A 12,825-nucleotide genomic window follows, 5' to 3' on the forward strand; every position below is an offset into this window, starting at 1 on the left:
TATGGACAAGGAACTGGAAGAAACACTGGATAAGACGGTCACTTTTAAGGTGGGCGATATGATGACCTACGGGGTGATGAGCGAGGACGGCAACGAACTTCTGGCCGCTATTACCGGATTCGGAATGGATATCCGCTTTAATATGCGGCTGATCAATTCATTGGCCGATGCCGAGGCGACTGCCAACGCGATGGCTGATGTTTTTTACCAGGCATTGATGGAGCAACTGCTGGCCGAAAAAGGCGACGTGGTCAAACAAGGTGCGCCGTAAGTGCCTATTCGTAATAAAGGAACCGATCCGAAGGATCTTTTCAGGCTTATGCAGATAAAAAAATGGCAAACGGGAACGATATATTACCGGTAGAAGCAATACCGAAAGCCCAGCGGCCTCTCACAGCGCAGGAAGAAGAGTTCTGTGAACTGTACGTGCGGGGCGGGGCGGAATACGCCGGTCAGCAGACTAAATGTTACCAGACGATCTTCGGACAGGACGGGCGCAATGTCTATGCGGCCAGTCACCGGCTGATGTCGGATCCGCGTATATGGGCCAGAGTCAAGGAGATGACGGCCAGCGCGCAGTATGAAGCCGAAACCATGGCCGTAAAGTTACAGGTAGCCGAAACGCTCAAGGCGGTAATGGAAGAAACAGCCACGCGGGAATATACCGACCGGTTCGGTATTCCCCTGTCTCCGGCGCCGCTACGGGCCGTGGCGGTCAATGCGGCTAAGGCCCTGATGGAGTTATACCCGATCAAGCACGCCAGTGAATCCCGTCTGAAAATAGAGAACGGTCAGGGCGGAGTGATATTCAACGTAATCGTACCGCAACCTGTCTCCCGCGATGAAAACGACCCCGCATGACCCGAACGCCCGGAAGCAGGAGCGTATAGCCTATATCCTGATCGTCATTGTACTGGCGATCTATGGATTTAGGGATAGTGAGGCGGCCGAGATGTTGATCCGGGCGGTCAAAGAGGCATTCACCATCTTATTCCAATAACCATGAGTCAAGTACGAACTTTCGTGACAGAAAATTTCAAGTTCCTGGTAGTGATCATTTCCTTTCTGGTGACGATGTACGCCCAGCATACGACCAATACGTCCCATATTGCCGAGCTGACCATACGCTGTCAATCGTTGGAGTCCAAAATACAGGATCAGTACGATAAAATAGACGCCATCAAGCTGGATAAGGCGGTATTCGAGGCCACTATGACCCAGTTTACCCAAATGCGGAGCGATTTGCAGGAGATGCGTGCCGATATCAAGGAACTGCTCAAAAACCAGAAATGAGAACGGCGGCCGTTATCTTTATGCTCTTGTTGGGTGCCTGTACCCGGACGGAGGCTCCTGTGCCTGCCGCCCGCCTGAGGGTCGTCGTCGTGGAGGAAGACCTGATGGAAGAAGCGGTAGAGTTGATAAAACGCCACGAGGGATGGCATACGGAAAAGGATTACCCGTACGTGGGGTACGGGCACCGGCTGTTGCCGGGAGAAAGTTTCGGAAGACGGATCACCGAACGAACGGCCGATTCACTGCTGCGTAGTGACCTGAAAGCCAAATGTGCCGTATTTCGACACTATGGACGAGATTCGCTGATTCTGGGGGTGCTGGCCTACAATGTCGGTGAGTACCGACTGTTGGGGTACGGCGGCCGGCCTAAAAGCCGTCTGGTCGAAAAACTGGAAAAAGGCGACCGGGATATCAACAGGGAATATCTCTCTTTTCGCAAATGGCAGGGGCGGGTAGTACCTTCGATAGAGAGGCGGAGAAAGGAAGAGTTCGAGTTGCTGTTCGATAAGACAAAGAAAATATACAGATATGAATACGATGATACAGGTAGGAAGTGAGATAACGATCGTCCCATGCAAGGAACTGGATAACCTGCGGCTGTCGGATCTGGCGGGCCGGCGGGCCGTGGTGACCGAAGACCTGACGATCCCCGAACGCCGTGAGCGGGGTTACATGGTACGTCTGGTGGACGGGGACTATATGGATGAAGAAAATTGGTTCATTCCGGCTCATGCGGCGTACCATGCGTAAGGTAACGGTCATAGGATTTGTACTGCTTGCGGCGGCGGTATGCGTGCTATGGCACCGGAATGTGCGTCTGCGCGGTGAACGCGACCGCTACCGCAGTAATACGGAAGTCCTGATGTCCGACATGAAGCGGTTGCGGATCGATTCGGCGACGATGGCCGTCGATGTGAAAGGGTTGCGGTTAAATGTGGAGGAATACAAGCGTCTGCGCAGGGGCGATGCCGAAAAGATAAAGGCGATGGGGGTGAAATTGCGACGTCTCCAAGCGGCAGCCCGCCATGAGGTGGTGGTGTCCGGACCTATCGATGCGGCCGTGCGGGATACGGTCGTGGTACGCGATACGGTACCGCTGGTGCGGCAAAAGGTCGAGATGATTACTCCGCATATCCGGTTGACGGGCCTTATAGAGGATAGCCGCCTGAAAGGAGAGATACGGGTGCCGGTCACCCTACATCAGGCGATATGGATAGAATACAAACGGCGCTGGCTGTTTTGGAAAAAGGCAAAAGCGGTACACCAGCGGATAACGAGCGACAATCCCTATGTGGAGATCGAGTATACGGAATACATCCAAATAGAGAAATAGGGGATCAGCGGACGTACCTGCGCACGAGCCAGAATAGTATCCCCCAGAGCAAAAAGAGAAGCAAAACGATAAGGGATACGGCCAAAATATCCGGCAGACCCACACCGAAACCGAGTGCAAATGCCAATGTGCCGACAGCCTCGACGGGATTCAGGGAATTCCAGTCGAATGTCGCAGTGGCAGGAGCAACAGCATACCCCAAGACTATCAGCAGTAGAACTACGAGCAGGGCCGGGACTAAAATGGTTTTAAGGTTATACCGTGTAATATTGTCCATCTAAAATGCAATCAGGCCGCAAATATAGCAAATATCGCCCTAGACTGTTATATTTGACCACTTAATGAGTTTGCCTGCGGAAGTTTTCATATCTTTTTCGCCGCTATAAATGGTAAAGCATTGTTCCGGCAGAGCTCCTGATAATTTTGCCCATTTAGAAATGCCTTTGAAAAAATCCGGCGAGAAAGTCGCACCCGATTTGATTTCGTAGGCATATTGTTTCCCGTCGACGTATTGTAACAAATCTACTTCGTTACCGGTGCTGTCACGCCAAAATGTGAGATTAGGTTCTTCGCCTCTATTGTAAGACGATTTAATAAACTCATTGATTACGAGATTTTCGAATAATCCGCCACGCAGAAAATGTGTCGAAACCTGTTCGGGCATTCGTATATCTAATAACGAACATGCCAATCCAGTGTCGTAAAAATAGAGTTTCGGCGTTTTGACCAATCGTTTTGCGTAATTGTTATGATCGGGCTTCAATAAATAACAGATATAACTTGCTTCCAATACAGAGATCCACGTCGAAATCGTCGAAACAGCGACTCCACATTCGTTTGCCAAAGAGGAAATATTCAGTAGCTGTCCGATACGCCCGGCGCATAGTTTGATGAAACGGATGAATTTACTTAGATCTCCGATGTTTTTCAGCAGGCGGACATCGCGCTCTACATAGGTTTGGATATAAAACGGGTAGTAGTCCGATGGCGCGATATCTTTGTCGTAAAGACGCGGATAGCTTCCTTTGAAAATCTCTTCATCGACGGATCGGGGAAGGATTCCGCTGTCTTTCATTTCAGTATGAGAGAAAGGCAACAATTTTAAAACGGCAGTCCTGCCAGCCAGCGATTGATTGATACTTTCCATCAACAGAAAATTGTGAGAGCCAGCAAGCAAATACATGCCCTCTCGCCCTTCTTTATCCGTATGCGTTTGAATATACGAAAACAAGGACGGAACTCTTTGCGCTTCATCTATAATCGTTTTATCCGGATAAGTCGCCAAAAATCCCCGCGGATCATCTGTTGCGAATAAGTGCATATCCGGATCTTCGAGTGAAACATATTTGTAGTCAGGAAACGAATGTTGCAATAACGTCGATTTACCCGATTGTCTGGGGCCCGTTAGGGTTACAATCGGGTATTTCTTTATCAACTCTAAAAGTTTAGTCTGCAATGTTCGTTTAATCATGGTCTTCTTAGTTTTTTGCAAATTTACGATTAAAAAATAAATTTGCAAAGATAAATGGGTTGGAATAGCCGGGAAATATCGCGATTAAGGTAGCTATCAAGAGTTGAGGCTTGTCCCATAAAAAAGGTGCCCAACAGGGGCACCTAAACTCTGCTATTTCAACGTGATCGGATTTAACCACGATTCATCGGGTTTGGCGATGAGACGGGCATCTTGATACCCGGTTTCCAAATCGAGTATCGTTCTCGCTATATAGAGCTTGTTCTCTAAATCAGCTTGGAGAACAAGGGCGAAGTCCGGATACGTATTGTATGTCCCATCCAGGAAAATGGGCATAAGGAATGAGATGCTGTCAAACTTGGGGTAGTATATCGGGACGATATACTTGTAGTTTCGTTGTGCAATGGCAAGTGCATATGCAATAGCGTCATACAGTTTTCTAGCAAGTATTTGAGGGCTTTGTGCCCGCATGTGAGGCGGAAACCTATCGATCCTCTGCTCGATGATGTGTTGAAGAGAGTCGTAGTTTTTGTCTATTCTCCACTGGTCAGAAGTGTTGAATATAACCTCGTTGACTTCCTCAAAGAATTTTGGCGGTTCGGGAAGGTTATCCTCAAAGCCGTATTTTTTGAGGGTGGCATAACTTTCTTCGGCTGTTCTTTTCGGACGGAAGTACACTTCAAGACCTTCGGCCTCTTGTACCTCGGCGATAATATACATGGCATGAAAAAACTTGTCGAGGAGGTTCGTATTAAAGATGATGTATTTGCCATCTTTGCTTTTGAGCACTTTCCCCTCTTTTTTCAGCCGCACGAACAGCGTTTCGAGGTAGCTTTTGAGAATCGGATACTTGATGACTGTGATTTTGTTTCTGTACTTCCAGCTTTCCGGAATGGTCGCTTGTGCGATGTCTTCGAGGAAATCCTGACAGTCGTCGATGTTGTCGAAATAGAAGTCTCCCATTTTAAATAGGTGGGAGGTTTGTTCCCGGAGCCGGGCATAAGCCCGCAATTCCTGCAGTGTACCCCAAGTTACCCCTACGAAAGTACCGGACTCGTTTTTTTCAAACCAGCCATAAACATCTTTTCCTGCGTGGATATACCCTGTGTTGAATGCCTTGAATTTAGCTCTACTCGCCGGAACAGTCCGGCCGGCAGCATCTTTAGGGTAGCCATGTTTGTTGAGAAGGATGATCTCGGCATTTGTCGCGCGTTTACGCAGATCTTGTGATGTCGGATCTTGGTCGGTGTCATTGAGGTACTCTTGAAGTTCCCTGATATAAACACCATTTTTGAGGTTAGCAACGTAACCGATGCTTAAAAGGCCATCGGTAACCTTTACAGGAGCATTCATTTTCTCCATAATAAATAATCCTTTCGCGTCTTGTTATTCAATATTCAACTTCCAATCTGACCCTGACGCGAAAGTGTACTTAGAGGGGCAGTGAAGTTGAGAAAGCGGAGATCATTTTAGTCCGCTTTGCTAATTTCATTAAAAATTGTCCGGTCATTCATTCGTTGACCCTTGACTATGCAAAAATAAATAAGGATACCTGAGTTTGCAAATTTACCGAAAAGAAAAACTGATTTATTTTTACTTACTTATAAATCAGATATTTGGGTGAATGGTGTTTTGTCTTAGCCACGAGGCCGGTTACGAAAACGAGTGTTATCCGGCATCTGTGTCTTTCCTGATCGTCCTGGGATAGTATGACTATTGGGTTGAATTTTACAAGCCCCCTCTCCTTGCGGATGACCCTGGTTAATGAAAACGGCATTGAGGTATTTCCAATACATTATCATTACGTGTAAATTAGGGACTGTCACCAGTTGTAGGGCCATTCAGGAGGGCCGCCGCCTCGGCACGCATACGGTCGAGCTGCCGGGAAGGGACTTTGACCCGTTTATCCAGTATTTGCCGGGCGTATATTTCAGCCTGGGTGATGTTCCCCAGTGTCCGGTGCAGGAGCATCAGTTTGTAAAGCGGGCGGAACCGGCTGGGGACGGTGTAGTGGGCCCGCATGTAATATTCTTCGGCCATGGCATAATCTTCGTCGCATTCGTAGTTTTCTCCCATAGCCAGGAGCATCCGGTGGTCGAGATAGAGCAGGACGGCCTGTTCGTAGATGTTGTTGCTGTGCCGGCATTCGCCCAGGAAAGAGAGATCCTGCGCGTAGGAGCGGAGGAACAGTCCTTCGTTTCGCAGTATGGGATAGCAGGTGCGGTAGGTGTCGAGGATGTCCTGGTAGTCGGAGACGGAGCCGGTGCAGACGGCATCGAACTGCCGGTAGGCGTGATACCGCCGTCCCAGGTAGAGACATCCCCATACAAACAGGCAGAGGGCCGGAAGGGTGGCCACGATGCGGAGTGCTTTCCTGCCCGGTAGGGCAAAAAGGCGATTCCGGTCGTAGGAGATAAAGAGGGCGAAGAATACGGCGTATTCACCTGCCGAGGGAAGCGAGCGCAGGGGATAAGAGAACATCGAAGCTACCAGCATCCCCGCCAGAGATACTTTGAGTATGAGCAGGCCCCGGCTACCGGGAGTTTTCAGCGTGAATAGATACCACAGGGTCAGAATGAAAAGAGCGATACCGGCCCAACCGAGTTCGTAGCCCGTCTGTAATAGTTCGTTGAAACAAGCGTGCGTGTCGGCGGCGTAAAGGCTGAAAGGGCTATCCGGATGCCGTTCGAAATAGGCGGCCTGGTCGGGTAGATACCGGTGCGAGAAGCTGACCAATCCGTTGCCCGACGGGTGCTGTACCAGTGACGCGGCGGTGATCCGGTAGATGAGTAAACGCCCCATAACCGATCCGGGCCGCAGTAAGAATAGACCGTAGAAAAGCCCGGCACCCAGCACTACGGCCGTCACTGCCGCCACCGTCTTTTGCCGGACGGAGGCAGAAGCCATATAGCGGCGCAGTACGCGCAGGTAGAACAGCAGCAGGGCCGAAACGATCAGCCCGACGATCGCCGCCCGGGAGCCGGTGAGAACGAGAAACCCCAGGCCGATAAAGCATAGGGCGAGTGCCGCCCAACGCCGGATTCCGCGAAAGAACAGGGCGACGCCACCGGCGATACCCACCAAAGGGAGCAGTGTGTCGGCAAAGATGTTCGGATTGGCTGACCAGCCGTCCAGACGACCGGGGATACCGGAGAAGAGATCGCCACAGCCGTACCACAGGTGGTACGGAAGTATGAGTAACAGAAGCCCCCACAGTACCCTGCGCGGTACGGCACGGCCCAATGCCCAAGTCCCCACGAGAAGGGCGAAGGCTATGTAGGTACCGATGTTGCCATAGTCCGCCCGCAGGGAGAAAAGTACGAGCCAGCCGGAGAGCAAGAGCCCGGCCCGGCCTATGCCGAAACCACCGGACAGGCGCGCCCCCCGTACCCAGGCCGCCATAAGACAGGCGGCACTGAGTAAAAAGAGGGCGGCCTCCGGATAAAACATATCCAAAGCGTGCTGCATAAAGGCAAGTCAATGAATGCTATCCCTGCAAATTATTCGCTGAAAGTGAGATTGTCTCGTGTGCTGCTACCCAGAAATTTCACCTGAATAAGAGTGATCTTACCTTTAGCAATATCCCGCTGGTCGAAAAAGTAAATCTTTTTATTATGGATATCCAGGGAGAGGAACCAATCCATTAATTGTTCACGGGAATACGCTTTGAAAAAAGTATCGAGGTTATACACCGAATGGTAACTGGCAATGTCGGCCCCTGTGGTTTTGATCTCCATCGTACTGTTCCATTGCGGTGTCATATTTCGCTTGACCATTTCGGATGTGTTGTAATTGATATGAGCGAAATGAATATCAATGTTTCTCGATATCGATTTCAGATTGAAAAAATAACCCTTAGATTTATATAGCGGATTAGAGAAGTTATCGTCGTCTTTTTCCAAATAGATGCCTTCCGTCCATTTTTTGTAATCAGTTTCTTCAATAGGTGTAAGACAGAAATATAATTCGCCGGACTGGGCGTGCCCCGCCATACAGGACAGCCCGAATAACATAAGTAGGATTATCTTTTTCATGGCTATGAGTGTGTTTTAGTTTTTCTTGTTTTTCAATACATCTGTTGCTTTTTGTACGTCCTTGTAGGTTACACCATTGAAATATTGTATATCAACGCCGCTATAAATGATGTATTTGTAAAACTCTTCTGATTCACCGGGGAAAACGGCGCGATAAAGGTCTTCCATAGCAAATCCATCACGGCTGACGCTAGAAGGTGGATTTATCATGTAATAGTGTTGTGTGTCATTAAGGTTATTATATCCTTGATCAGCAAACTGGAATCCATACCTCTCCAAAACGAGATGTCCGATTTCGTGTAGCAGACAATCGGCGATTTGATACATATTCATATTGTTCCTTGTAATCCAATTTTGGTCTATGTTTAGATCCAGTGAGTTAGATGTCATATTTCCTTCCATTATCCGAGGTAATCCCTTGGTCAAGGTGATTGTCACGCGAAAATGATTTAAAATGGGACTGAGGTTCGCGGGCAATCTGTCAAGAACGTATTTACCGGCATCGTCAAGCGGTGACCATCCGGTTTGGGTGAGGGCATTCCTGATGTTTTTATCCGCCGGAACATTCGGATTGGAGCCCGAGATACCCTGGCCACCGCCTCCGCTTCCTTGTCCCTGATCGTTATCGTCCTGGCCGTCCGGAATGGGAGGCTGGTCCGGTCCATCCGATTCGTCCGTTCCGGTTATCGGGCCGATCTCGCCGATGCCGCATAATTCCGGATTATGCAGGCAGAAATCATCATCCGAAGGTTGGTTCGGCCTGTGTCCGATGACCACCACATCGTCCAGCATATAAGGGTCTTCCTCGCTGTTTTTGGTGAAAACCTTGTGCACGATACCGATGGTCATAGGTTCGCGCTGGTCATCGATACGCCCGTCGGTATAGCATATCCGGTACAGGGGTTTGCGCCGTACGTCGAACACGACGATATCCCCGCTGAACTTCTGGGTGTTGAGTACCGAGATGTACCGCAACGGGTAGTGCGTGTCGGCCAGGTATTCGACCTGCGGGATGGCCGAGCTAACGATGGCCTGAGCTTTGGTCGTTCCCCGGTCGACCGTGACGATAAGCCATGGAGAACAGGCCATGTAGGCGGCACGCAGTTTCCCCTTGTACTGCTTTGCCCGGACATTGTAGCCGAACTCGCCCAAGTAACCCCGTAGGCGCACCATAGCGACACGGGAACTGTCCGCCCTGCGGTAAACGATCGCTTCGCTCCAATCGACCGGCAGGTCGGTGACGGGATACGTCTGTTCGAACGCCGACCGCATCTGTGTGCGGAACTGGTCTTCCGCCGAAGCGGGAGCGGGTTGATACGATCCTTTCTCGCATGAGGCGAACAGCAAAAAGAGATACACGCCAACCCTAACAAATTAACGGAATTTTTCCACATAACTGTGACGTTTAAAATGTTAAAAAATACGTTGACTGTAAAAAATGGCGAGTTGTATGGAATGCCGCATACCCGTACCGGCTATTCTCCCGGCGGTATCGACACGTGGAAGCGAATAGAAATAAAAAAGGTGAGCGTTCGATGCCCGTGGGCCGCCGTGGCGAGGGGAGAATGTACCGCGCCGTCACGGCAATGTGACGCAACTATCTGGCTGTACGATAACAAGATTATCAAAAAAGATGTATTATGCAAATTCTTCCGTTATTTTCGCGGGAATTCTTTACTTTTGGGGAGTAAAAGCAAAACGCATGAAAAAGATTCTGCCGCTACTGATTACGACCGTCTGTTTTGCCGCCTGTTACGATAGGCCGTCGAAAGAAGCCATCGAAAAAGACAAAGTTTTCAAGGACAGTATCGCCTTGGCCGATGGCGACCGGGTGCTGGGGAATATCCGTTTCGGGATAAATGAGGATGAGTTCGAAATACAGCGGGAACAATTCCTGAAAGAGCATAACGATTCGGTGTACGGGTATTGTATCCAGCGGATCGAGGGGGATTTTACCCAGCAGGGGAAATTGTATCAGGTAAAATTTCTGGGGCTGGACTACCAGGATCATCCGTCGGATGAATATCCGTTCCGGGATTTTCTGACGGCAAAATTCGGGTTGGAGTCTTCCTCGGCCCCCAACAGGTGGGTAGTGGGTAACCGGGTGATATCGATAGGGCGGGAAAATACCATTATGAGTTTGCGTTATGCCCTGCAAAAGGCTTATACGAGAGCATTGGCGTCACGGCATTTGGACGATGCAGAAACGGAGCCGTCCGAGGTGCAGTTTCACAATTTTTACACGATGTATTTCGTGAGCGACAGCCTGCGTTTTGAACATGCGCGACAGATAGCCGAACAGCAGAAAGCGAAAGAGGAGAAAACGCATGAAGAAATGCGGCGAAAACAGGAGAATATGGAAAAGCGAAAAGAGAACGACGTGAAAACGCTGTAATACCTGAATCATGCCCGAACCTGCCGAACCCTCCGCGTGTATATAAGCGCGGGGGGCTTTTTCGTGTATAATTACCGTCTGTGAGACGAGTAGGCGTTTGGTGATGCGCTGGTCTTATCTATTTCCGGATCGTCGGGCTAGGCCGTTTGGGCGCAAAGGTGATCGAGTTTAGATTACTTCGTATTTGTTTTAGGTTCGTTTATTATTCCGTATAATCTTCCCGTGCGGCAGAGACCTATTCTTTGATGTAACCTCATACATCAAGGATAATGGATATCGCTCTCGACTTGGTACGCCGCTACTACGGCGTCGATTACACCATGGGCAGTCTCTATATCGACGGCCGCTATTTTTGCGACACCCTGGAAGATACGGTGCGCAAACTCCCTGTTGCTTGCCCTGATACGCCCAAAGGGCGTTCCTGCCGGTGCAAGGAAAAAATCTATGCCCGCACGGCCATCCCGGCGGGGACATACACCATCACGATGGAATACAGCCCACGGTTCAAGCGGGTGCTGCCGTTGCTACATGACGTACCGCATTTTCTGGGCATACTGATACATGCCGGCAACGATCCGGAGGACACGGCGGGGTGCATACTGGTGGGCAAAAACGATATCCGGGGCAGGGTGGTGGAATCACGCGCCACGTCTGATGATTTGAATAAACTGCTGGGCAAAGCGGAGCGTATCACGATCCGGATCGCGTAATGGGTGCTAACAAGCTGATAGCCCCCTTGAACCTGCGGATAGATTTCCAGCCATCGCCCCGCCAGTACGATCTGTGGAAGCTGCTGCAACCGGACTACTGCCCCGAATGCGGAGGTCATATCGAGTTGGTGCCGGTAGGGCACGACGCACAGGGTAACCCTCAATATAAGCCGCAGTGCATGAAGTGCGGCAACCGGAACCTGCCGCAGTTGATATTGGGAGGGGGGCCGCCGGCGGCGGCAAGAGCTATATAGGGAGCGTATGGTTGATAAGCAGTTGCATCCGCTATGAGAATATCCGGGCGGTGGTGGCGCGTAAGACGCTGAAAAGTCTGAAAGAGAGTACGTGGAACACGATCAAGACGATACTGAAAGACTGGGGTCTGAAAGAGGATGTGAACTATAAGATCAACAACCTGGACGGGACGCTGTTATTCTGGAACGATTCGATCATCATAATGAAGGAGATGGCCGATATCCCGTCCGATCCGAATTTCGAGCGTTTCGGGTCGGCGGAGTACACGATCGCGATGGTGGATGAGGTATCGGAGATCACCGAGCGGGCGATCGAGGTGTTGTTTTCCCGCCTGCGCTGGCGCACGCACGAGACGTTCAAAATACCGCGGATGCTACTGACCACCAACCCGACGGTAAACTGGGTGCGGGGGCGTTTCGTACAGGACGGTAACGGCGACCCGGTCGTGCTCCGCGAAGGGGAGGCATACGTGCCTTTTTCGGTGTTCGACAACCCGAATCTTCCGTTCCGCCAGACCTATGAAGCGGCGCTGAACAAGATACGCGACCAGGCGACCAAAGAGCGTCTGCTGTACGGTAACTGGGATTTTATCGAGGCCAACGATATGGCGGTGTACGCCAAATTTGACGGGAGCCGGCATTTGGAAACGGGCCTGCGGGAGCGGGTGTACGACCCGATGCGCCCGCTTATCACCGTGTGGGATTTTAACGTGGCTCCGCAGATGTCGGTACTACTGGCCCAGATGGACTACGAGAACAAAAAAGTCTATATCCTGGAAGAGGTGCTGGGCAAACCGGAAGACAAGGAAAACAATACCCCGGCTCTGGCCCGGAAGCTGAAAGCGAAATTATACCGCGATAAGCAGGCCGGAGGTGTGGATGTGACGGGCGATCCGGCGGGGCTGCAACGTTCCACCGCGAGCGAGCAGGGGGTGAACAACTATACGCTGATCGCCGACACGCTGGGGCAGGGCGTCCTACGTCCACGGATCAAACTGCTGCGCAAGCAACCCCCGCAAGCGGCCCGGTGCGAGTTCGTCAACGAGGTGTTCTGCGGGTACAACGGGTGGGAATTGCTGATCGACATACGCTGCCGTAAACTGACGGAAGACCTGCTGTACCAACTGCGCAACGAGGACGGCACCAAGAGCAAGCAAAAGACTACCGACCCCAAGACGGGTGTGAAATACGAGAAATACGGTCACTTGTCGGACTGTCTGGATTACCTGCTGTGCTATTACCTACGGGAGAGCTGGCAGCGGTACCGTAGCGGGGACGGGATGGGGTCGGTGCTGACCACGGCGGTGATACAGGAAGGTTTTAGCTATTAAACGA

The 12,825-nt window shown here is 50.7% G+C and carries 15 protein-coding genes and 1 pseudogene; 11 read left to right on the plus strand and 5 right to left on the minus strand.

Translation table 11 applies throughout. From position 1 onward, the window contains the following. Window position 1: 1 nt before the first annotated feature. The 7 genes from C1A08_RS08115 to C1A08_RS08140 all read left to right on the plus strand — a co-directional run bounded on the left by C1A08_RS08115 (window position 2) and on the right by C1A08_RS08140 (window position 2,626). Window positions 2-271 (plus strand): hypothetical protein, encoded by a 270-nt coding sequence (locus C1A08_RS08115; protein WP_101572649.1) that lies wholly within the window; start codon window positions 2-4, stop codon window positions 269-271. 62 nt (window positions 272-333) lie between these two features. Then, complete coding sequence (locus tag C1A08_RS08120) at window positions 334-861, plus strand: hypothetical protein (RefSeq protein WP_101572651.1); 528 nt, start codon at window positions 334-336, stop codon at window positions 859-861. Further along, window positions 842-1,000, plus strand: a complete 159-nt coding sequence (locus tag C1A08_RS13235; protein WP_180951546.1) for a hypothetical protein — start codon at window positions 842-844, stop codon at window positions 998-1,000. Before C1A08_RS08120 ends, C1A08_RS13235 begins: the two co-directional genes overlap by 20 nt. A 2-nt stretch (window positions 1,001-1,002) precedes the next feature. After that, window positions 1,003-1,293, plus strand: coding sequence for a hypothetical protein (locus C1A08_RS08125; protein WP_101572653.1), 291 nt, complete (start codon window positions 1,003-1,005; stop codon window positions 1,291-1,293). Window positions 1,294-1,313: 20 nt separating this feature from the next. Further along, window positions 1,314-1,850: a glycoside hydrolase family protein gene (locus C1A08_RS08130; RefSeq protein WP_257937071.1), complete on the plus strand. Its 537-nt coding sequence runs from the start codon at window positions 1,314-1,316 to the stop codon at window positions 1,848-1,850. Further along, a complete protein-coding gene (locus C1A08_RS08135; RefSeq protein ID WP_101572657.1) occupies window positions 1,822-2,043 on the plus strand; it encodes a hypothetical protein in 222 nt (73 codons plus the stop codon). Before C1A08_RS08130 ends, C1A08_RS08135 begins: the two co-directional genes overlap by 29 nt. Beyond that, the gene (locus C1A08_RS08140; protein WP_101572659.1) at window positions 2,036-2,626 is read left to right on the plus strand and encodes a DUF6549 family protein; all 591 of its coding nucleotides are present in this window, start codon (window positions 2,036-2,038) and stop codon (window positions 2,624-2,626) included. Before C1A08_RS08135 ends, C1A08_RS08140 begins: the two co-directional genes overlap by 8 nt. Window positions 2,627-2,942: 316 nt before the next feature. Here C1A08_RS08140 and C1A08_RS08150 read toward each other — a convergent pair whose 3' ends face one another. From C1A08_RS08150 to C1A08_RS08170, 5 genes are all read right to left on the minus strand, one after another. Continuing rightward, a complete protein-coding gene (locus tag C1A08_RS08150) occupies window positions 2,943-4,097 on the minus strand; it encodes an ATP-binding protein (RefSeq protein WP_101572746.1) in 1,155 nt (384 codons plus the stop codon). 153 nt (window positions 4,098-4,250) lie between these two features. Further along, window positions 4,251-5,459: a DUF3825 domain-containing protein gene (locus C1A08_RS08155; protein ID WP_101572663.1), complete on the minus strand. Its 1,209-nt coding sequence runs from the start codon at window positions 5,457-5,459 to the stop codon at window positions 4,251-4,253. Between the two features lie 450 nt (window positions 5,460-5,909). Then, window positions 5,910-7,355 (minus strand): O-antigen ligase family protein, encoded by a 1,446-nt coding sequence (locus C1A08_RS08160; protein ID WP_145996542.1) that lies wholly within the window; start codon window positions 7,353-7,355, stop codon window positions 5,910-5,912. Window positions 7,356-7,597: 242 nt separating this feature from the next. Further along, the gene (locus tag C1A08_RS08165; protein ID WP_101572667.1) at window positions 7,598-8,131 is read right to left on the minus strand and encodes a hypothetical protein; all 534 of its coding nucleotides are present in this window, start codon (window positions 8,129-8,131) and stop codon (window positions 7,598-7,600) included. Window positions 8,132-8,146: 15 nt separating this feature from the next. Beyond that, entirely contained in the window at window positions 8,147-9,490 is a 1,344-nt protein-coding gene (locus C1A08_RS08170) for a hypothetical protein (protein ID WP_145996543.1), read from the minus strand. Window positions 9,491-9,541: 51 nt separating this feature from the next. On the opposite strand from C1A08_RS08170, the gene C1A08_RS13240 reads away from it, so the two are divergent. The 4 genes and pseudogenes from C1A08_RS13240 to C1A08_RS08185 all read left to right on the plus strand — a co-directional run bounded on the left by C1A08_RS13240 (window position 9,542) and on the right by C1A08_RS08185 (window position 12,821). Then, window positions 9,542-9,892 carry a hypothetical protein gene (locus C1A08_RS13240; protein WP_180951547.1) on the plus strand — a complete coding sequence of 117 codons (351 nt, stop codon included), beginning with the start codon at window positions 9,542-9,544 and terminating at the stop codon, window positions 9,890-9,892. Further along, a complete protein-coding gene (locus C1A08_RS08175; RefSeq protein ID WP_145996544.1) occupies window positions 9,834-10,526 on the plus strand; it encodes a hypothetical protein in 693 nt (230 codons plus the stop codon). Before C1A08_RS13240 ends, C1A08_RS08175 begins: the two co-directional genes overlap by 59 nt. A 275-nt stretch (window positions 10,527-10,801) precedes the next feature. Then, entirely contained in the window at window positions 10,802-11,236 is a 435-nt protein-coding gene (locus C1A08_RS08180) for a DUF5675 family protein (RefSeq protein WP_101572748.1), read from the plus strand. Beyond that, window positions 11,236-12,821: pseudogene (locus tag C1A08_RS08185) on the plus strand (phage terminase large subunit). Before C1A08_RS08180 ends, C1A08_RS08185 begins: the two are co-directional and overlap by 1 nt. Window positions 12,822-12,825: the final 4 nt, after the last annotated feature.

It is taken from the genome of Alistipes sp. cv1 (genome assembly GCF_900240235.1).
In the GTDB taxonomy this organism is placed as follows: Bacteria; Bacteroidota; Bacteroidia; order Bacteroidales; family Rikenellaceae; genus Alistipes_A; species Alistipes_A hominis.